At 29.7% G+C, this 19,809-nt stretch carries 19 protein-coding genes, 1 pseudogene and 1 other annotated feature; of the genes and pseudogenes, 18 read left to right on the plus strand and 2 right to left on the minus strand.

Annotated elements, in window-relative coordinates; all coding sequences use genetic code 11:
- Window positions 1-4 precede the first annotated feature (4 nt).
- Complete coding sequence (locus BIV18_RS09225; RefSeq protein WP_000067268.1) at window positions 5-787, plus strand: aminoglycoside nucleotidyltransferase ANT(9)-Ia; 783 nt, start codon at window positions 5-7, stop codon at window positions 785-787.
- A 125-nt stretch (window positions 788-912) separates the two neighbouring features.
- Here BIV18_RS09225 and erm(A) read toward each other — a convergent pair whose 3' ends face one another.
- Entirely contained in the window at window positions 913-1,644 is a 732-nt protein-coding gene (gene erm(A) / locus BIV18_RS09230; RefSeq protein ID WP_002360844.1) for a 23S rRNA (adenine(2058)-N(6))-methyltransferase Erm(A), read from the minus strand.
- 392 nt (window positions 1,645-2,036) lie between these two features.
- On the opposite strand from erm(A), the gene BIV18_RS09235 reads away from it, so the two are divergent.
- The 13 genes and pseudogenes from BIV18_RS09235 (at window position 2,037) to BIV18_RS09295 (ending at window position 11,572) form a co-directional block, all read left to right on the plus strand.
- Window positions 2,037-2,699: a class I SAM-dependent methyltransferase gene (locus BIV18_RS09235; protein ID WP_001092058.1), complete on the plus strand. Its 663-nt coding sequence runs from the start codon at window positions 2,037-2,039 to the stop codon at window positions 2,697-2,699.
- Window positions 2,700-2,939: 240 nt separating this feature from the next.
- Window positions 2,940-3,068 (plus strand): annotated as a pseudogene (locus tag BIV18_RS09240) (JAB domain-containing protein); the annotation flags it as partial.
- Between the two features lie 8 nt (window positions 3,069-3,076).
- Window positions 3,077-3,625 (plus strand): SGNH/GDSL hydrolase family protein, encoded by a 549-nt coding sequence (locus BIV18_RS09245; protein WP_075660303.1) that lies wholly within the window; start codon window positions 3,077-3,079, stop codon window positions 3,623-3,625.
- Window positions 3,612-4,742, plus strand: a complete 1,131-nt coding sequence (locus tag BIV18_RS09250; RefSeq protein WP_075660304.1) for a hypothetical protein — start codon at window positions 3,612-3,614, stop codon at window positions 4,740-4,742. Before BIV18_RS09245 ends, BIV18_RS09250 begins: the two co-directional genes overlap by 14 nt.
- Complete coding sequence (locus BIV18_RS09255) at window positions 4,726-5,172, plus strand: prepilin-type N-terminal cleavage/methylation domain-containing protein (protein WP_235860822.1); 447 nt, start codon at window positions 4,726-4,728, stop codon at window positions 5,170-5,172. Before BIV18_RS09250 ends, BIV18_RS09255 begins: the two co-directional genes overlap by 17 nt.
- A complete protein-coding gene (locus BIV18_RS09260; protein WP_075660306.1) occupies window positions 5,156-5,536 on the plus strand; it encodes a type II secretion system protein in 381 nt (126 codons plus the stop codon). Before BIV18_RS09255 ends, BIV18_RS09260 begins: the two co-directional genes overlap by 17 nt.
- A complete protein-coding gene (locus BIV18_RS09265; protein ID WP_075660307.1) occupies window positions 5,481-5,987 on the plus strand; it encodes a PulJ/GspJ family protein in 507 nt (168 codons plus the stop codon). The genes BIV18_RS09260 and BIV18_RS09265 overlap by 56 nt, the downstream gene beginning before the upstream one ends.
- Window positions 5,980-6,948: a hypothetical protein gene (locus tag BIV18_RS09270; protein WP_075660308.1), complete on the plus strand. Its 969-nt coding sequence runs from the start codon at window positions 5,980-5,982 to the stop codon at window positions 6,946-6,948. Before BIV18_RS09265 ends, BIV18_RS09270 begins: the two co-directional genes overlap by 8 nt.
- A 13-nt stretch (window positions 6,949-6,961) precedes the next feature.
- Window positions 6,962-7,519, plus strand: a complete 558-nt coding sequence (gene efp, locus BIV18_RS09275; RefSeq protein ID WP_075660309.1) for an elongation factor P — start codon at window positions 6,962-6,964, stop codon at window positions 7,517-7,519.
- A 12-nt stretch (window positions 7,520-7,531) separates the two neighbouring features.
- A complete protein-coding gene (locus BIV18_RS09280) occupies window positions 7,532-7,840 on the plus strand; it encodes a CD1247 N-terminal domain-containing protein (RefSeq protein ID WP_075660310.1) in 309 nt (102 codons plus the stop codon).
- 64 nt (window positions 7,841-7,904) lie between these two features.
- Window positions 7,905-9,170 carry a dihydroorotase gene (locus BIV18_RS09285; RefSeq protein ID WP_075660311.1) on the plus strand — a complete coding sequence of 422 codons (1,266 nt, stop codon included), beginning with the start codon at window positions 7,905-7,907 and terminating at the stop codon, window positions 9,168-9,170.
- A 90-nt stretch (window positions 9,171-9,260) separates the two neighbouring features.
- Complete coding sequence (locus tag BIV18_RS09290; protein WP_075660312.1) at window positions 9,261-11,018, plus strand: DUF4153 domain-containing protein; 1,758 nt, start codon at window positions 9,261-9,263, stop codon at window positions 11,016-11,018.
- 11 nt (window positions 11,019-11,029) lie between these two features.
- On the plus strand, window positions 11,030-11,572 hold the full coding sequence (locus tag BIV18_RS09295) for a hypothetical protein (protein WP_075660313.1): 543 nt from the start codon (window positions 11,030-11,032) through the stop codon (window positions 11,570-11,572).
- 97 nt (window positions 11,573-11,669) lie between these two features.
- Here the strand turns inward: BIV18_RS09295 and BIV18_RS09300 are convergent, their stop codons facing one another.
- Window positions 11,670-13,304, minus strand: a complete 1,635-nt coding sequence (locus tag BIV18_RS09300) for a putative manganese-dependent inorganic diphosphatase (protein WP_075660314.1) — start codon at window positions 13,302-13,304, stop codon at window positions 11,670-11,672.
- A gap of 91 nt (window positions 13,305-13,395) precedes the next feature.
- On the opposite strand from BIV18_RS09300, the gene BIV18_RS09305 reads away from it, so the two are divergent.
- From BIV18_RS09305 to ileS, 4 genes are all read left to right on the plus strand, one after another.
- Window positions 13,396-14,586 carry an aminoacetone oxidase family FAD-binding enzyme gene (locus BIV18_RS09305; RefSeq protein WP_075660315.1) on the plus strand — a complete coding sequence of 397 codons (1,191 nt, stop codon included), beginning with the start codon at window positions 13,396-13,398 and terminating at the stop codon, window positions 14,584-14,586.
- Between the two features lie 82 nt (window positions 14,587-14,668).
- On the plus strand, window positions 14,669-15,946 hold the full coding sequence (locus BIV18_RS09310) for an NAD(P)H-dependent oxidoreductase (RefSeq protein ID WP_075660316.1): 1,278 nt from the start codon (window positions 14,669-14,671) through the stop codon (window positions 15,944-15,946).
- A 35-nt stretch (window positions 15,947-15,981) separates the two neighbouring features.
- A complete protein-coding gene (locus BIV18_RS09315; RefSeq protein ID WP_075660317.1) occupies window positions 15,982-16,389 on the plus strand; it encodes an RrF2 family transcriptional regulator in 408 nt (135 codons plus the stop codon).
- Window positions 16,384-16,570, plus strand: a binding site (T-box leader). It overlaps the preceding gene by 6 nt.
- Before the next feature lie 51 nt (window positions 16,571-16,621).
- The gene (gene ileS / locus BIV18_RS09320; RefSeq protein WP_075660318.1) at window positions 16,622-19,723 is read left to right on the plus strand and encodes an isoleucine--tRNA ligase; all 3,102 of its coding nucleotides are present in this window, start codon (window positions 16,622-16,624) and stop codon (window positions 19,721-19,723) included.
- The last annotated feature ends 86 nt before the right edge of the window (window positions 19,724-19,809 follow it).

Genomic DNA, 19,809 nt, shown 5'->3' on the forward strand with positions numbered 1-19,809 from the left:
AATCATGAGCAATTTGATTAACGGAAAAATACCAAATCAAGCGATTCAAACATTAAAAATCGTAAAAGATTTATTTGGAAGTTCAATAGTTGGAGTATATCTATTTGGTTCAGCAGTAAATGGTGGTTTACGCATTAACAGCGATGTAGATGTTCTAGTCGTCGTGAATCATAGTTTACCTCAATTAACTCGAAAAAAACTAACAGAAAGACTAATGACTATATCAGGAAAGATTGGAAATACGGATTCTGTTAGACCACTTGAAGTTACGGTTATAAATAGGAGTGAAGTTGTCCCTTGGCAATATCCTCCAAAAAGAGAATTTATATACGGTGAGTGGCTCAGGGGTGAATTTGAGAATGGACAAATTCAGGAACCAAGCTATGATCCTGATTTGGCTATTGTTTTAGCACAAGCAAGAAAGAATAGTATTTCTCTATTTGGTCCTGATTCTTCAAGTATACTTGTCTCCGTACCTTTGACAGATATTCGAAGAGCAATTAAGGATTCTTTGCCAGAACTAATTGAGGGGATAAAAGGTGATGAGCGTAATGTAATTTTAACCCTAGCTCGAATGTGGCAAACAGTGACTACTGGTGAAATTACCTCGAAAGATGTCGCTGCAGAATGGGCTATACCTCTTTTACCTAAAGAGCATGTAACTTTACTGGATATAGCTAGAAAAGGCTATCGGGGAGAGTGTGATGATAAGTGGGAAGGACTATATTCAAAGGTGAAAGCACTCGTTAAGTATATGAAAAATTCTATAGAAACTTCTCTCAATTAGGCTAATTTTATTGCAATAACAGGTGCTTACTTTTAAAACTACTGATTTATTGATAAATATTGAACAATTTTTGGGAAGAATAAAGCGTTCTCTTGTGAAATTAGAGAACGCTTTATTACTTTAATTTACTGAAACAATTTGTAACTATTGAAAATAGAAAGAAATTGTTCCTTCGATAGTTTATTAATATTAGTGACATTTGCATGCTTCAAAGCCTGTCGGAATTGGTTTTTAGTAAAAAGAACGCGATATTCACGGTTTACCCACTTATAAACAAAAGATTGATACTCTTTGTAGTCCTTCTTTAAAATCAATGGTTGATGTCGTTCAAGAACAATCAATACAGAGTCTACATTCGGTTTAGGGTGAAAATATGCTCGTGGCACTTTTTTGAGAACTCTTATGTCCAATTCCACCATCAATAGCAAACCTAAAGCTCGTTTCGTATTTTGTAATCTTTTTGCAAAACCATTCTCCACAATAAGGTAACTATATTTCGAATTGCTTTCAAAAGCAATTTTTTTGACAATATCAGTACTGATGTTAAAGGGGATATTACCAAATATTTTATAGTCTTTGTTTTTGGGGAAGTTAAATTTCAGAATATCCGTATGGATAACTTTTATATTCTGAAAAGGCTTCACGACTTTTTGGGTGACTTGACACAAGTCCTCATCAATTTCTATAGAATCCACCCACCGACTCATTTTGACAAGTTCTTTGGTAAAATGACCTTTTCCTGATCCAATTTCTATTACATTATCTTGTTTATTTATATTCGTATGATTCAATATCTCTTTTACATGCTTTTTAGAAGTAATAAAATTTTGAGTGTCCTTTGGGTTTTTCTGGTTCATTATAATCTTCTCCTTGCCATTTTTTTCATTATGAATGAGATAAAGTAATATCTACTACTGCGATACTGGTGCACATAATTGAAACCTCCTTATGTAACTGAATATGATTGTATCATCTTTTCATTTTAGAATAAACCTTTATATGTAATTTTGCACTTGACACTTCAGATGGACGTTTTCTTCAAAATAATATGTTTTGAAACTTGATAAGAGAAGCCACTGTCTTTACTAAAAAGTAAAGGCTGCGATAAAGGACAGTGACTTTAATAAAGTTGCACTGTTGTATTGTCTTTGGATAAAATTGTCTAAAGGGAAGTTTTATCCCCAACGAAAAAACATCTAAAGTGGTAAGTAATGAAAGAATGTCGATAAAGTAGGAATGGGGGATCTTTTTGAATACAATAGAATCACAGTTTGATAAGGTTGCAGAAGATTACGATTTCGTGAATGAGCTTTTGAATGATTATTCATTCTTTGTGTCTAATATGTCTCCAAAGAAAGGCAGAGCATTAGATATCGGATGTGGCTCGGGTTTGTTAGTGGAGAAATTAGCAAGTTATTATGATGAAGTGGTAGGGATTGATATTTCTAATCAAATGCTCGATCTTGCCAAATCTAAACGTCAACTAACAAATACGGTCTATCTGAATATGAATGCAGAACAACTTAATTTTAATGAGAAGTTTGATTTTATTGTAAGCCGAACAACCTTTCATCATTTGGATGATATAGCCAGCGTAATACAGCAAATGAAGGAACTGTTGAATGAGGAAGGAAGAATAGTTATTCTTGATAATGTATCTGAAGTCGAGACACCGCCTACCTATGTTTATAAATTAGGGGCAATCCAAGAGTTTTTACCGCATTGTTTCAAATTTGGAATAAAAAATGCGATTAGAATTTATAATCACAACACATCTAAATCATGGCTTGAGCATTTAGCTTCAGATAAGTACCTATCTGAACAAAATTATTACGATTTATATGAAAAGTTGTTGCCTGGATGCCAATTCCATAAAATGGGTTGGGCAATGGGGGTTGTCTGGACAAAATAACTTAAAGCTGTGGCTTTGAAAAGTTGAATTTGTGATTGTTTTCAGAGCTATCGGGTGCTTTAGTATAAATAACAATGAATAAAAAATCAGCCTGTATCTTATGTTACTATTAAGTAATTTAAGATACAGGTTTTACTATTTTTGAAATAAGTACCTTCCACTTCAAATACATGTATTCAAAGTGAAAGTATTGATTTAAATGATTCTTTTGTAATTTACTCTTGATAAGACGCAAGCCCTTCAAAGGAAGATATTAATCTTACAAAAAGTCTTGTCGAGGCGTCAAATATTGTTGACATCAAAATCTTGGACCACATAATTATTGGCGACAATAAATATTTTAGTTTTTTAGAAGAGGGACTTATTTAGGAGGTTTTATGAGGATTTGTGCTCTGGGAGACTCCATATTTGAAGGTTATTTAGTTGGTGGAAAGTCTTTAATTTATTATTTATCGGGAAAAGGTTATGATATTGACAATTATAGTGTCAATGGTTTTACAACAGATGAACTTTTATATCTTATAAATAAGTCAATGAGTTACGATATATATTTAGTTCATATAGGTCTCAATGATTTTTTTAATGGTAGATCTCTTGAATATGTACTAAATAATATATACAAAATTATTGAAAAATTGAAAACCTTGGGAGGAAGGATTTTTATAATAAGTCCCTATCCTACGTCATTTAAAAATTTAGACGAAGCCTATGAAAGTTTTATTAATTTTAGTTCAGTAAATAAGAAAATAGAAAATCTGGACAAAATTTTAAAAAAGAAGGCTAAAGATTTTAAAGTTATTTCCTTTTTTGATTATGCTAAAGAAAATTACATAGAAGAGGATTTAATTGATGGGATTCACCCAAATACAAATCTAAATAAAAGGCTATCAAGTCTTGTAGAGGAAAAATTAAATGGACATATTTGATGCTTTAAGCAAAAAAATTGGATATAGAAAATTTTCAAAAAGAGAGAAGATTTTATTATTAATTTTTATTTTATTGTTTTTAGAATTTTTATTTTATAATTTTCTGATAAAAAGGGAAGCACAAAAAGTATCTGAAGTTAATTTTAACAAAAATGTTGAAGTTGAAAAACCTATTTATAAATATAATGGACTTTCAGATTTTTCCAATGAAAACTTAGATAAAATTGCTTCTGAAAATAATTTAAGCAGAGATAATTTTACCAAGGAAGGGCAAACAGATATTGAGACCCTTTTAATTTCTGGGAAGGTCAATAATAGTGAAATCAAAAAAATTTCTGCTTTCACAAATTATTATGGGTATTCAACTATTGAACTAAATAGGGATGATGAAAATTCTTTTTCCTATAGATTAAAAGCGGAAAAACCATCTAAAGCAATTTATTATTCAGATCTAAAAGGAGCTTATTTTAATGGGAGTGAAAAAGACAAAAAAATAGAAGATCAAATTAAAGGGGAAGAAATTAATCCTAAAAAAGTAGGAGAAAGTGTAAAAGCAGACCAATTAAAAAACACTAAAGTGGCTATGATAAAAAATTCTAAATTAGAAGACATTAGTAAAGAGAATAAAAATATTGACAATAAAATTAAGAGCAAAGAAGTTTCTTCCGCAGATATTAATATAAATTCAAAACCTGAGAGGGATAAATCAAAATATATTAATCCAATTTTATTTGATGATTTTGAAAATAAGATTAAAAAAAATAAAGAATACAAATTCATTGTTGAGGATAATGTGAAGACAACTTATCATAGCGAGTCGGGCATTACATCATTTTATATAAATTCGGAAAGCATAGGTGATATTGTTAAACTTGGAGTAGAAAAGTACTGTGACGGAATTTCTCTTTCACTATTTTTCCCCTATGATTCCTGCAAGGAAATTGGAATTATAAATATTTCAGGGGAACAAATCCCCTTTACAGGAGAGATATGTCAGGCTGAGTGGTTTAGAATTAATTTATTAGCATACGATATTAGCTATATTTATTTTTTGCCACAAAATAACGAGGATTTATTCTTTTTTGTAAAAGATGTTGAGTATGATGAAGAAATCTAGAGGATTTACATTAATTGAGTTAGTGATATGTATTGGGATTTTATTAATTCTTTTATCTATTGCCAATATTAATCTTAATGTTCGCGACAAAATCGAAGCTAAGGAGCAACTCAAGACCATGGCTTTAGATATAAAACAATTGAAGAATTATTCCCAAGTTAATAACTGTAGAACTAGTATAAAAATAAATAATGATGGCTACATTCTTAATTTTTTAGGAAAAAGTAGACATGTAAAATTTAACAAATTAGTTAAACTTAAGTCAACAAATGTAAGAGTTATTAATTTTACAACTGAAGGGAAGCCATCTTTTTTAGCTAATAAAAATTCTGCTGGAACTATTAACTATACTATAAATGATAAAAAAACTGTTAAAATAACAATACAACCTGTTACTGGAAAGGTTAGTTACGATGAATTTAAAAACTAAAAACAAGGGTCATTTGATGATCGAAATACTATTTTCTATAGCCATAATAGGACTCATTGCATCAGTAATTATGCCAAATATTATTACTCTTTTAGAAAACCAAAATAATATAAAAGAAAGAGAAGCATTAGTTTATGCTCTTAATTCAAAAATGGAGGAAATAATTGGCGAAGCTTACAATAATAAAGATTTAAATTTGAATTTTGGTAATGCAGATAGTGAAAATGAGGACTTTATTATTAATGTTACAAAAAACAGCGAAGGCAAATTAAATCATGTAATAGTAAGTGGAAAGAGGCATGATACTGATGAAGAAATTAAGTTTGAGGTTTATATCACGAAGGGAGGGTTATTCACTAATTGAAATAGTGCTTTCTATTGCTATCCTTTTAATTATTTCAATGATATTAACTTCTATTCTTGGAGTTTCACAAAAGGCTTTGAATAAAATCTATTTAAACCAAAATGCAAATTCTGAAATGTCTTATGCAATTGAGTATATAAAAGATGAAATAGATAGCTGTGATTATTACGCTTTAATCAATGGGAAAATTTATTTTATTAAAAAAATGGGAAACAAGTACAATTACATAAATTATGAGAAAAAAACAAACCAATTATATAGGGTTTCTAATACTGTAAATACATTATTGAATAAAATAAATACATCAAGTGGAATTAAAAATTCTATGACTGGAGAAATAAAGAGTTTTAAAATTTCTGATTGTGGAAATTATTTTAACATTTACTTGGAATATAGAAATAGAGATAAAATAAATTTTAAAGTAGCAAAGAGGATACCAATTTATGAATAGAAAAGGAAAGGGCTATATTTACATTTTTACAATTATTTTAAATTCACTTCTTGCTCTTTTCTTTTATTTTATTTATTCATATATTTCAAATGCATCTTATATAAATCTAAATAGAGTTGAAAAAATTCAATCAAAATATGCAGTGGAATCTCTTTTAAATATAAAGATTTCTGAAAATGATTTTAATGAAGAATTGGGAAATTTCATATTTTCTAATGAAGGATATAGAAATTTAAATTGTGAATTCAAGCCAAAGGATACAGAAGTAAAGAAACTCGAATTAAGAAAAAGAAACTATGTAAATAAAGAGGGCATAGATGTAGATTTAGTTGAACTTAAGGCTGATGCAAAATATAAAAATTCCATAGCAGGTGCTAAGATCATGGCGAATTATGTCAACAAAATTTACAAAGAAGAAGATGGAGTTTTAAATTCAGGTAAAGTAAATAAAGATGATTTAGAAAAAATAAGAAATTTCTTTAACGAAAATAATTGGTCCAAGGGAGACAATAGAGTATTAAATCTAGATGGAGATTTTTTCTACGGAATTGAAAAGGGCAAAAAATTCATCTTTGAAGAAGTTGAAGTCTATGATGAAAACCTGAGAGAGAATGTAAAAAAAAGGAAGCCTCTTTATTTGCTAGACAATGTAGATGTTATTATTCAAAAGAGTGGAACTCTAAATATAGAAACAGGCATAAACAATCAAATTTTATTAATAAATAATAAAGTTTTGTTTAATGACAATGCAATATCTGGTATAATTATTTTAAATGATAATGCAGAAATTTTTAATAATTGTAAATTAGAGGGATATTTAATAAATTTATACGATAAAAATTCTGGCATAAGTGTTAAATATAAACCAAAAGTCTTCGAAAAATTTGGTTCTGTATTGCCTGAATACATAAAATTTCAGCCAATTTCACTTAACTATTATGATATAGAAGACAATACTTAATATGGAGGAAAATATGATAACAGCAGGAGATTTAAGAAAAGGACTTACATTTGAATGGGACGGAGATGTTTGGGTAGTTCTAGACTTTCAACACGTTAAGCCTGGAAAAGGTGCAGCTTTTGTAAGAAGTAAAATTAAATCTGTACTTACTGGTGGCATTAAAGATACAACTTTTAATCCATCAGAAAAATTTGAAAAAGTTGTAATTGAAAATAAAGAAATGCAATACCTATACTCTGATGGAACATTATATTATTTCATGGATCAAGAAACTTATGAACAAATTCCACTAGAAAAAGATATGGTAGAAGATGCTCTTAACTTTATCAAAGAAAATGATATGGCAACTATTAATTTTTATAAGGGCAAGGCTTTTAGAGTTACACCTCAAAATTTTGTTGAATTAGAAGTAACGGAAACTGAACCAGGTGTCAAAGGCGATACATCAAGTGGTGGATCTAAACCAGCTACTGTTGAAACAGGTTTCACTCTTAATGTACCACTTTTTATTAATACAGGTGACATTATAAGAATTGACACAAGAGATGGCGAATATATGTCTAGAGTTTAATTTGGAGGGAATATGGAATATTTATTAAAGAGAATATCTTATTTACAAGGTCTTTGTGATGGGTACGATTTGGACACAACTACTAATGAAGGGAAAATTATATCTGAACTTGTGGATATTTTAAGTGATGTTATTGATGAAATGAGAGAATCACATGAAGAAATCGAAGATTATGTAGACATTATTGAAGAAGATCTAGCGGATTTAGAGGATTATGTATACGGAAATGAAGATATGGATTTCGATTTATACGATGACGATTTTGACTTTGACGATTTAGAAATCTACGACGAAGACGAAGAAAAAGGTGAAGAAGAATAATTAAATTTTAGAAGGGCGAGGATTTCCTCGTCTTTTTTTAAAATTTTTATAAATAGGAGAAAATATGATTATAAAAGGCGGAAGAGTAATAGATCCTCTTTCAAAAACTGATGAAATTTTAGATATAAAAATTGAAAAGGAAAAGATCATTGATATTAAAAAAAATATTGATACATCAAATATTAGCGAAGAAATAATTGATGCCAGCGGAAAAATTGTAGTTCCCGGATTTATTGACGTTCACGTTCATTTTAGAGATCCTGGTCAAACTTACAAAGAAGATTTAAAAAGCGGAAGTGAAGCAGCAATCGCCGGTGGATTTACCACTGTCATTCAAATGGCTAATACTAGTCCTAAAATCGACAATAAAGAAAGAATTATTGAACATTATAAGAAGGCAAGAGAACTCCCTTTGAAGGTTTTTACGGTTTCAGCTCTTACAAAGAATTTTAGCGATATTGAACTTGTCGATATGGAAGAAAATTATAAAGCAGGTGCCATTGCCTTTACAGATGACGGAATTCCAAATAGAAATTCTAAATTAATTTTAGAAGCCATGGATCGTGCAAAAAAGCTAGGTGCAATAATTTCTTTTCACGAAGAAGATCCAAATTTAATTATTCAAAATGGGATAAATCATTCAGAAGTTTCAGATAAACTAAATATAGAAGGCTCTCCAACTATTGCAGAAACATCTTTTATAGCAAGAGATGTTGCTATGGCAATTTATACTGGTGCAAAGATTTCAATACAGCATATTTCAACAGCTTTAGGAGTAGAACTAGTTAAATTTGGAAAATCTATGGGAGCAAATATTTTTGCAGAAGTAACTCCTCATCACATTGCACTAAAGGACAGTGCAGTTTTAAAATATGGAAGTTTGGCAAAGATGAATCCGCCTCTTAGAAGTGAAAGGGACAGAAAAAGAATAATTGAGGGAATTAAAGAGGGAACAATTGAAATTATAGCAACAGACCATGCACCACATAGCAACGAAGAAAAGGCTTTAGAACTTACCAAGGCACCATCAGGAATAATTGGACTTGAAACTTCTTTTTCAATTTGCTATGAAAATTTAGTTTTAAATAATGAGATAACTCTTATGAAATTAATTGAGTTAATGAGTACAAATCCAGCAAAAATTTATGGATTAGAGGGAGGAGAAATTGCAAAAGCTAAAATAGCTGACATAGCTATTATTGACCTTAACAGTTGCTATAAAATTGAAAAATTTAAATCAAAATCATCAAACACTCCTTTTAAAGATAAAGTTTTAAAGGGAGAAGTTCTTTATACGATTTCTGAAGGAAAAGTTGTGTACAAAAAATAAATATGTCAAAGTAGATACAATGATAAAGATTTTTACTATTTACTTTAAAATTTAAGATGTTTGATATATTATTAAAATAGGGAGGCAATTATGAGAATTTTTAATTATACATTATTTAATTTTAATAGTATTAAAAACACCTTTAAAAGATTCCCCTTTACTATTATAAGTGCCATGCTTGCTACAGTGTTTTTGATTATATCGACTTTTTATGAAAAAGATGATATGTTTACAAATAGAATGGGATGCTATGGTTTAGTCTTTGTATTTGGAATTTTTCTTTATACCTTTGTTGGACTTTTTAATGAAGGACTAAGAAATTACTATGACCTAAAAAACTTAAAAACTAATAATTTATTCAGGGTACTTTCCTATATAATAACCTTTCCAATTTTATATGGAGTTTATGAACTTGTTTACAATGAAGCTACAATATTAGCTAATTATAATAATAATTTTATTTATTTTACATTGATTGCAGCACTAGTTGTATCTTCATCCTTTATTGGGAAATTTAGTTACCACAAGGATTATGTAGCTTATGTTGCAAAAATTTTAAAGTCCTTTATAATATCAAATATTTACAGCTTTATTGTATTTATTGGTGTAAGCGGAATTATATTTGCATTAAATAGTTTATTTAAATTTAATTTTCAGTCCTTAGTTTATTTTAGAGTGGCAATTTTTTCTTTTATATTATTTAATGTTGTAACCTTTTTTTCTGATTTTCCAAAAGTTAGAGATTCTTTCACAGATTATAAATATCCTAAAGCTTTTAAAATTTTATTAGTTTATATAATTGCACCAATTGTAATTATATATACAGCAATTTTACTTGCGTATTTTGTAAAAATTTTAGTGCTTTGGCAAATTCCTAATAATTTAATCGTAAATTTAGTTATTTGGTTTGCAAGTTTTTCAATAGTATATTTATTTTTCTTGTCTAGAGTGGATTCGATAAAAATTATTAACAAATTTAAAATTATTTTTCCTTTCACACTTTTCCCATTATTGGGAATGATGTTTTTTGCAATTTATTTGAGAATTAATGAATATGGAATAACGGAAAACAGATATATTGTTATAGCAATAGGAATTTGGGTTTTTCTTTCTCTCATTTATTATATTTTGTATAGAGAAAATTCAAATATAACTATACCGATATTTTTATCTGTAATAATTTTAATTACGGGAATAGGACCTGCATCGGCACCAAGCCTTAGCGTAAGATCTCAAAAATCAAGATTCGAAAAACTTTTAAAAGACAATAAAATGATTGCAGGAGAAGAAATTAAGCCTAATTTAAATATTGAAAGTGATGCGAAAAACCAAATAGTAGGTATAGTTAGCTATATGGCAAAAACTGATAGAGTGTCTGAACTAAAATATATACCTAAGGATTTTAAGCTAAGTGAAGATAGTTTCACAAAATTATTTGGCTTCAGTAATATTATCGAAGACAAAAATTATCTCGGTTATTCTTATACAGATAATTTTCCAAAGGACAATGAACTTAAATTTAATATAGACATTGAAGGTTACAAAAATTTAATTTTTGTATATTCGCTTGATGATGTTGTTACATCTGGAGATTATAAATTTGAAAAAACTAAAAGAGAAATAAAAATTTATAAAAAATCAGGTGAAGATTGTAAAGATATTATGACAATTGATTTGGCAAAATTAAAAGACAACCTAAAAGTTTTGAGAAATACAAAAGACAAAATAGAGTTAGAAGATTTGGCAATGGAAAAAGATGGGTATAAAATTTTATTTACAAATATCTATTTTCCAAAAGAAGATAATTTAGAAGATGCCTATATTGAATTTTATCTTTTAACAAAATAAGGAGTGATTATTTGTACTATATAAATTTTGAAAATGATGTCTTTATTAAAGAAGAAATTGATTTAAGCCCAGTTTCAGATATTTTAAAAATTTATTTAAATAAATGTGATTCCTATCAGATTAAAGTTTTAAAAGAAGATAAAAAATCAAAAAAATTAGTTGAAGAATTTGCGGTTTACTCTGATGAAGATGGATATGAATATATCTTTCAGGGGATAATTGATGAAGACTTTAAAAAAATGATTTTAGATAATTTAATTGGAGATGTTGCTCTCAACTTTATGGGAATAAGTCTTTATAATGATGGGATTTTAAAATTAGAAATCATAAATTATGGTAGCGAAGTCTACATCTATGGTTTTGATGAAAAATCTGTAGTTGAATTTTCCGAAGAACTTGAAAAAATTTATGGAGTTAAGGATTTAAATGTATACATGGATGAGAGCGAGGAAGATGATGGTGATGGACATGACCATCACGAAGATAAACACAGTTGCAATTGCAAAGATGATAATGAAAATTCTTGCGATTGCAATGGGAATTGCTCTAAATAAAGTAAAAAAGAGTCTATCGAAGTGAACTAACCTTCTAAGTTGGTTTTTAGGTCCAATTTTTGGGGCAGTTCAAAGGATGGCTCTTTTTTATTAAAAATTATGAAAGTTCTTCTGATATTGCAGAACTAATTTTAGGAAGAAGTTGTTTTTTCCTTGAAAGAAGTCCTTCAGATAAAAATTTGTCGCCAATTAATTCTTTTTCAAATTTTCTTGCAATTGCCTCTTTAAAACTTCCCACAAGGATTACCTCAGAAATCTCTTTAAATATATCCGTTATCATTAAAACAAAAGTATCTGTATCAGATGTTTCTACAAAGTGTTCCATTGCTTCTTTTAATTCCCTTTCCACAGAAGTCGTACTTTCCAAATCCATAGTAAAAATTTGGCAAACTCTTACATTTATGCCTTCAATAGAAAAGTTTTTGACGTCAGATTTTAAAAGTTCATCTGGTTTTCTCCCTTCGAGGCTTGTGCCTGCTTTGAACATTTCCATTGCAAATTCATCTACATCAATAGCTGCAATTTTTTTCATTTTATTTAGCACATATCTATCTGTGTCAGTAGATGTAGGAGATCTAAATAAAAGTGTATCAGAAATTATAGCTGCGCAAAGAAGACCAGCAACTTCACGAGAAGGCTTTATTCCATTTTCAAAAAACATTTTTGAAATAATTGTTGCAGTTGATCCAACAGGTTCATTTCTAAAATAAATTGGAGAATTTGTAGAAATATTGGCAATTCTGTGGTGATCTACGATTTGCACTATTTCTGCAGAATCTATATCATCAATGGATTGATTTCTTTCGTTGTGGTCAACTAAAATTATTTTTTTCTTTAAATTTGAAATCAAGTGGTAACGGGAAATATTTCCAATTACTTTATTTTTATTGTCGAGAACGGGATAGGATCTAAATCTCGATTGTGCCATTTTTTCACGGACTTCGTCAATTAAATCATCCTTGTGAAATACAACTAGATCATTTTTTGTCATCACATATTCAATGGGAACGGATTGTGGTAAAATTCTCGCAACCATAAAAGTTGAAAGCCCAGTAGAAATTACTGCAACATTATTTTCCTTTGCAAGTTCTAAAAGTTTATCGTCAAGCTTACTTGAAATTGTAAGAATTAAAAGAGAGACGCCCTTTTTAATTACAGCTTCTTGGTCTTTTACATCGTCGCCAACAATTACTATATCATTTTCATTTATCAAATCTTGATTTTTTATAGCTTTAACAGCCATTTTACCTGATAACTTTCTTGGATTTTTTGGTAGATAAAGGACTTTACCCTTGAGTACATCTAAAATATTTTCAAAGCTTGTGTTACTCCTACCAATTATAGAGTCGTCCCAAACTTCCATATAAGATGACGCAATATTGGATAAACTTACGATTCCAATGAGGTTATCGTCATCGTCTACAACGGGCAAGGAATTGATATTATTTTTTTGAATCAAATCCATTGCCGAAGCCATAGAAAGGCTTGAATCGACACAATAAGCAGCGTCTATTTCAATATCACGGACTTGTGGTTTAATAGAAGCCTTAAGTCTTGGATTAGGAACGTTAAAATACTTGAGAACAAATTCGGTTTCTTTATTTATATTGCCAAGTCTAATTGCTTCAGCATTTTCACCCAATTTATTTTTTAATTCCGCCAAAGCAATGGCAGAACATATACTATCTGTATCAGGGTTTTTATGTCCTGTTATATAAATCTTATTTTTCATAATTCCTCCAAATTTATTAGCTATTATAACACAAATTTCTTAAATTCTTGTAAAATTATATAACTTTAGGATATAATTTGTTTGTGATACTATGAATATAATAATTATTGGGGCAGGACCTGCTGGGATAGTCGCTGCTATAAATGCAAAAAATGAAAATAACAATGTAATATTAATAGAGAAAAATGATAGAATTGGGAAAAAATTATTGGCAACGGGCAATGGCAGATGTAATTATACTAATTTGAATTTATCGGAAAAAAATTATTCATCTCCAGATTTTGTTAAAGATACTTTAAAGGAATTTAACAATTATGATTTAATAAATTATTTTAAAGTGCTAGGACTTGAATCCACCATTGATGGAAATAGAGTTTATCCAATTACATTGAAGGCAAATTCTGTGTTAAATATTTTAATGTATTGGCTTAATAAAAAGAAGATTGATATTAGGACAAACACAGAAGTTTTAGAAATAAAAAAAGATAAAAAAGGTTTTGAAGTAGTTACAAATGAGGGGGTTTTAAAATCAAAGGTAGTTATAGCAGCCTTTGGTGCTAAATCAATGCCTGCAAGTGGTTCTGATGGAAGAAGTTTTGAAATTTTAAAAGAACTAGGGTTAAAAATAACTGAATTAAAGCCAGCACTTACTCAATTAAAATTAGAATCAAAATATTTAAAGCATCTTAAGGGAACAAAAGTAATTGGGAAGGTAAAATTATTTGAAAAGGATAAAAAAGTCGACGAGAGATTTGGAGAAATTTTATTTACAGATTATGGAATAAGTGGACCACCAATTTTAGATTTGTCAGTAAATATTTCTAAAGACAATTTTATTGAAGTGCCAATTATAAATAATGTTGATGAGAAAACAATTGAGATGCTTTATAGTAGATATTATATGTTTCCAGATTTTTCTCTCGAAGAGTACTTAATGGGAATAGTCGATAAAAAATTTATTCACTATATAATTGACTCTTTAAATTTAGACAAAAAAATTGCAATGAATATGATTTCTATGTCAGATTTTGAAAAGATCCTAGAAATTTTATTAAAGTCAAGGTTTAAGGTACTTGGAACTATGGGTTTTAAAAATTCTCAAGTTACAAGAGGCGGAGTTGATTTAAGTGAGGTAAACTCTTATAATTACTCCTGTAAAAAGATTGAGGATTTATATATTATAGGTGAAGCACTAAATATTGATGGAGATTGCGGTGGTTATAATTTGCAATTTGCATTTTCTTGTGGATATCGACTTGGAAGGATACTTAGTGAAAAATAATTTGCAATAGAAATAGATTCAGATTAAAATAATTTTTGTGAATAAGATTAATTTTAATGATTCAAATAGACTTGGAGGAAAAATGTTTTACTTACAGAAAAAATTAAAGGAATATGGAAATATTTCTGTTGGAATTGTTGGCTCAGGAATAATGGGCACTTCACTATTCACTTTGTTAAGTCAAAATGAAAATTTTTATCCCATAGTTTTTTCATCAAGAAATAAAGTAACACTAAAAGCTGCAATAGATTCAGCAAATATAGATAAGGGTGATTATGCCTTTACAGATGATTTGGAAGAAGCAAGGAGTCTTTTAAAAGAAAAAAAATATATTGCTACAACAAATAATCTAATAGCATCAACTCTTGTAGACTGCATAGTTGATTGTACTGGAGATACTGAGGCCGGTACGAGGTTATCTATTTCTGCAATAGAAAATAATGTGGACATAGTTAGTCTTAATGTTGAGATGGATGCAACAGTCGGACCAATCTTAAAGGTAATGGCAGATAAAAAGGGAATAATTTATTCGGGAACAAAGGGTGACGAGCCTGGTGCTATTGTAGAGATTTATGAATTTGCAAAAAATTGTGGATTTGAAATTTTAGTTCTTGGAAAGGGGAAAAATAATGAATTAAACAATTATGCAACTCCAGATAGTTTAAGGGATTCTGCAAATAAAAGAGGAATAAGCCCAAGAATGCTAACTTCTTTTGTCGATGGGACTAATACAATGATTGAACTTAATGCAGTATGCAATGCTCTTGGATTTATTCCAGACATTAGGGGTTGTCATTTTGTAGACACAAGCCCTAAAAAAATTGCAGATGATTATAAACTAAAAGAAGATGGCGGAATTTTAAATTCCTATGGTGTTGTAGATTTTGCAACTGGGATAGCTCCTGGTGTATTTGCTGTAGTAAAACCAAAATCTAATATTATAGATAAAGAAATGAAATATCTTTCCATGGGCGAAGGTCCAAATTATACAATATATAGGCCTTATCATTTGACTAGTATTGAAACAATAATTTCTATCATTAAAGCGGTGGTATTGAGAGATGCATCTATTGCTCCAATGGGAGAACCCTATGCAGAAACCGTAGCAGTGGCTAAAAGAGATATAAAAAAAGGCGAAAAGCTTGATTCTATTGGTGGAGAAATGATTTTTGGAACTTTGGAAACAAAAAAAGATCAATTAGAAGGAAACCACGTGCCAATTGGTATTGTAACAGAGGGTGCTTGTGCTAAGAGAGATGTAAAAAAGGGAAGCCTAGTTACTTATGATGATATATCTTTAAATGAAGATTCAGAAATTGTAAAACTTAGAAAAATACAAGACAAGTATTTTAAAAAGTAAACAAAGATGATATAATATTTAAAATAGGTGATAAAATGAGAATAACACAAGAGACAGATTATGCTTTTAGAATTGTAAGATATCTGGCTGAAAATGAAGGAAATGTAATTGGAGCACCTCAAATTGCTGAGAACGAAGGTGTTACTAAAAGATTTACTCTGAGAATTTTGAGAAAATTAAATTTGGCTGGAATTACTGATGCAAAAAGAGGTTCTAAGGGTGGCTATTATTTAAAAAAGCCAAAAGAAGACATAACATTATACGACATACTTATTGCGATAGATGGACCTATTATAATTAATAGGTGTTTACAAAAAGATAGTTTTTGCAGCAAAAATAAATCTGGTAATGTAGGAAATTGCAAATTTCACGGTACACTCGCAAAGATTCAATCCAATATTATTAAAATGTTTGAGAATGAAACAATAGACAATTTTATATAAGCTTTGATGAGGACGGTAAATCCTAAAAACTAAGAGAGCAGTTGTTTGGTGCGAAACTGTGTTTTGAAAATTTATAGATCACCTCGGAGCTCAAAGGTCAAAAGCCTTTGCGTATTTGCGTTAAAAATTAAGTGATAGTTACCTATAATTAGGGTGGTACCGCGGCTAGTTCGTCCCTTCTCGTTTGAGAGGGGACTTTTTTATAAAATTTAGGAAGAATAAGGAGTTTTAGATGAAAAATTTTAAAGAATTATCTAAGGATAAGGTTAGTGTAAGGGAAGAAGAAATCTCAAAATTTTGGGATGAAATAGATCTTTTACACAAATCTGTGGAATCTAGAAAAGATGGAGAGAATTATATTTTTTATGAGGGTCCTCCAACGGCTAATGGCAAGCCAGGCATACATCATGTAATGGCGAGAACTTTAAAGGACTTAACTTGTAGATATCACACAATGCTAGGATATAAAGTTAAAAGAAAAGCTGGTTGGGATACACATGGTCTTCCAGTTGAAATTGAAGTTGAAAAAAAGCTTGGACTTCATAATAAACAAGATATTGAATCCTATGGAGTTGAAAATTTTAATAAAAAATGTAGAGAGTCTGTATTTGAATATGAAAAAGAATGGAGAATTCTTACTAGAAGAATGGGTTATCTAATAGATTTAGATCATCCATATATTACACTTGAAAACAACTATATTGAATCAGTTTGGCATATTTTAGACAAGATGTTTAAAGAAGGACTAATCTATGAAGGACATAAAATTGTTCCCTATTGTCCAAGATGTGGAACGGGACTTGCGTCCCACGAAGTTGCACAAGGTTATGAAGAAATAAAAACCACTACTGCAACTTGTAAATTCAAATTAAAGGGCAAGGATAATGAATATTTCTTGGCATGGACAACTACACCATGGACACTTCCATCTAATGTAGCCCTTGCTGTTAATCCAAAAGTTTTATATATAAAAGTAAAACATTCTGACGGAAATATTTATTATGTGGCAAAACAACTTGCAAAAACAGTTTTTAAAGATGATGAATATGAAGTAATAGAAGAATACATCGGTAAAGATTTAGAGTTTATAGAATATGAACAACTTCTTGATTTTTTAAAACCAGATAAAAAAGCATTTTATGTAATTTGTGCTGACTATGTAACTACTGAAGATGGTACAGGTATTGTTCATATTGCACCTGCTTTTGGTGAAGATGACTATCAAACTGCAAGAAAATATGATCTTCCAATGCTAAAACCAGTGGACGAAGAAGGAAAGTTCACTGATACGCCTTGGAAGGGTCAATTTGTAATAGATGCTGATCATGATGTGCTTAATTATCTAATGGACAAGGACTTAATGTTCTCAAAGCAAAAAGTAGTTCATAATTATCCACACTGCTGGAGATGTCATACTCCATTAATTTATTATGCACACCCATCTTGGTACATTGAAGTTACAAAATTTAAGGATAAATTAATTGAAAACAACAAGGGCGTTAATTGGTTTCCAGATTTTGTTGGTGAAAAGAGGTTTGGAAATTGGTTAGAAAATCTAAATGATTGGGCAATTTCAAGATCAAGATATTGGGGAACACCACTTCCAATTTGGAGATGTGAATGTGGTCATACAGAATCAGTTGGTTCAATTGAAGATCTTAGAAATAAAGCTGTTGAAGATGTGCCAGAGGACATAGAACTTCATAGACCCTATGTTGATGACATTCATTTAAAATGCCCAAAATGTGGAAAAGAAATGAAAAGAGAACCAGATGTAATCGACGTATGGTTTGACTCAGGAGCAATGCCCTTTGCACAATGGCATTATCCTTTTGAAAATAAAGACAATTTTGGAGATTTATTTCCAGCAGACTTTATATGCGAAGGAATTGACCAAACTAGAGGTTGGTTCTATTCACTAATTACAATTTCAACTTATATGACTGGTAAAAGTCCATATAAAAATGTACTTGTAAATGATCTTATCCTTGATAAAGAAGGAAAGAAAATGTCAAAATCAAGAGGAAATACTGTAGCTCCTTTTGAATTATTTGATAAATACGGTGCTGATGTTGTAAGATGGTATTTACTTTATGTATCTCCACCTTGGGCTCCAACAAAATTTGATGAAGATGGTCTGCGTGAAATTGAATCAAAATTCTTTAGATCACTTAGAAACACTTATAACTTCTTCAGTCTTTATGCAAATACAGATAATATCGATCCTAGAGAACACAAAGTAAGCTATGAAGATTTAGAAGAAATTGATAAATGGTTGCTTTCAAAATATAATAGGCTTGTAAAAACTGTAAGAGAAGACATGGAAGTATTTGAACTTACAAAAGTTGTTAGAGAAATTCAAGAATTTGTAATAGAAGATGTTTCAAACTGGTACATTAGAAGAAATAGAAGAAGATTCTGGAAGGTAGACAAAGACAACACTAAACTTGCAGTATATAAGACAACTTATGAAGTTTTACTAGGTGTTACAAAACTAATTGCACCAATAGTTCCATTTATATCTGAAGAATTATTTAAGTCACTTACTGATGAAGAGTCTGTACATTTAGTTGATTACCCAACTTATGATGAAAATATGATTAATGACAAAGTAGAAGAAAAAATGGATTTAGTAAGAGATCTTGTAACATTGGGAAGAGCATCTAGAGAAAAAGCGAAGATTAAAGTAAGACAACCACTTTCAGAAGTTATTATTGACGGTAAATATAAAGATATTATTGGAGATTTAACTGATTTAATTAAAGAAGAATTAAATGTTAAAGAGGTAAAATTTGAAGATAATCTTTCAGAATATATGGAATTTGAGCTTAAACCAAACTTTAGAGTTTGTGGAAGCATTTTAGGATCAAAAGTAAAAGACTTTGGCAAGTATTTGAGGGAAACTAACGCAAAAGAACTTCTTTCAAAATTAAATGAAGGAAATGTAAATATTGAAATCGGTGGTGAAGAAACAGAAATCGAGAGAGATTATGTAGAAGTGAAAATCACTGCAAAAGAAGGCTTTGATGTTGTTATGGAAAACAACCTCTTTGTAATCTTAGATACTGAGCTTAACGCCGAACTTCTCAAGGAAGGATATGTAAGAGAATTTATATCAAAAATTCAACAACTTAGAAAGAAAAAGGACTTAGATATTCTAGACAATATTAGGATAACTTATAAATCTGACGCAGAAGTAGAGAAGGCAATAACAGCTGAAGAAGAATTTATTAAGACAGAAACTTTGGCAACTGAAATAGTGAATTCAGATGTAGATGCAGAAGTTGAAAACTTAAATGGTCACGATATAAAAATAGAAATAAAAAGAATATAAATTTAATTTAAAATTATCTAGTAAAAAAATGACCTCCTCAATTAGGACTTTAAAAGGACTTGAGGAGGTAAATTTTTTATTAAATC

This window comes from Peptoniphilus grossensis (genome assembly GCF_001940285.1).
In the GTDB taxonomy this organism is placed as follows: Bacteria; Bacillota; Clostridia; order Tissierellales; family Peptoniphilaceae; genus Peptoniphilus_A; species Peptoniphilus_A faecalis.

Excerpts from the sequence above, each read along its gene's own strand:
- BIV18_RS09245 (WP_075660303.1), top strand. The coding sequence starts at position 3,077 with ATGAGGATTTGTGCTCTGGGAGACTCCATATTTGAAGGTTATTTAGTT.
- BIV18_RS09270 (WP_075660308.1), top strand. The coding sequence starts at position 5,980 with ATGAATAGAAAAGGAAAGGGCTATATTTACATTTTTACAATTATTTTA.
- BIV18_RS09260 (WP_075660306.1), top strand. The coding sequence starts at position 5,156 with ATGAATTTAAAAACTAAAAACAAGGGTCATTTGATGATCGAAATACTA.
- BIV18_RS09265 (WP_075660307.1), top strand. The coding sequence starts at position 5,481 with ATGAAGAAATTAAGTTTGAGGTTTATATCACGAAGGGAGGGTTATTCA.
- BIV18_RS09290 (WP_075660312.1), top strand. The coding sequence starts at position 9,261 with ATGAGAATTTTTAATTATACATTATTTAATTTTAATAGTATTAAAAAC.
- BIV18_RS09285 (WP_075660311.1), top strand. The coding sequence starts at position 7,905 with ATGATTATAAAAGGCGGAAGAGTAATAGATCCTCTTTCAAAAACTGAT.
- BIV18_RS09305 (WP_075660315.1), top strand. The coding sequence starts at position 13,396 with ATGAATATAATAATTATTGGGGCAGGACCTGCTGGGATAGTCGCTGCT.
- BIV18_RS09315 (WP_075660317.1), top strand. The coding sequence starts at position 15,982 with ATGAGAATAACACAAGAGACAGATTATGCTTTTAGAATTGTAAGATAT.
- BIV18_RS09300 (WP_075660314.1), bottom strand. The coding sequence starts at position 13,304 with ATGAAAAATAAGATTTATATAACAGGACATAAAAACCCTGATACAGAT.
- BIV18_RS09280 (WP_075660310.1), top strand. The coding sequence starts at position 7,532 with ATGGAATATTTATTAAAGAGAATATCTTATTTACAAGGTCTTTGTGAT.
- BIV18_RS09255 (WP_235860822.1), top strand. The coding sequence starts at position 4,726 with ATGATGAAGAAATCTAGAGGATTTACATTAATTGAGTTAGTGATATGT.
- ileS (WP_075660318.1), top strand. The coding sequence starts at position 16,622 with ATGAAAAATTTTAAAGAATTATCTAAGGATAAGGTTAGTGTAAGGGAA.
- efp (WP_075660309.1), top strand. The coding sequence starts at position 6,962 with ATGATAACAGCAGGAGATTTAAGAAAAGGACTTACATTTGAATGGGAC.
- BIV18_RS09250 (WP_075660304.1), top strand. The coding sequence starts at position 3,612 with ATGGACATATTTGATGCTTTAAGCAAAAAAATTGGATATAGAAAATTT.
- BIV18_RS09310 (WP_075660316.1), top strand. The coding sequence starts at position 14,669 with ATGTTTTACTTACAGAAAAAATTAAAGGAATATGGAAATATTTCTGTT.
- BIV18_RS09225 (WP_000067268.1), top strand. The coding sequence starts at position 5 with ATGAGCAATTTGATTAACGGAAAAATACCAAATCAAGCGATTCAAACA.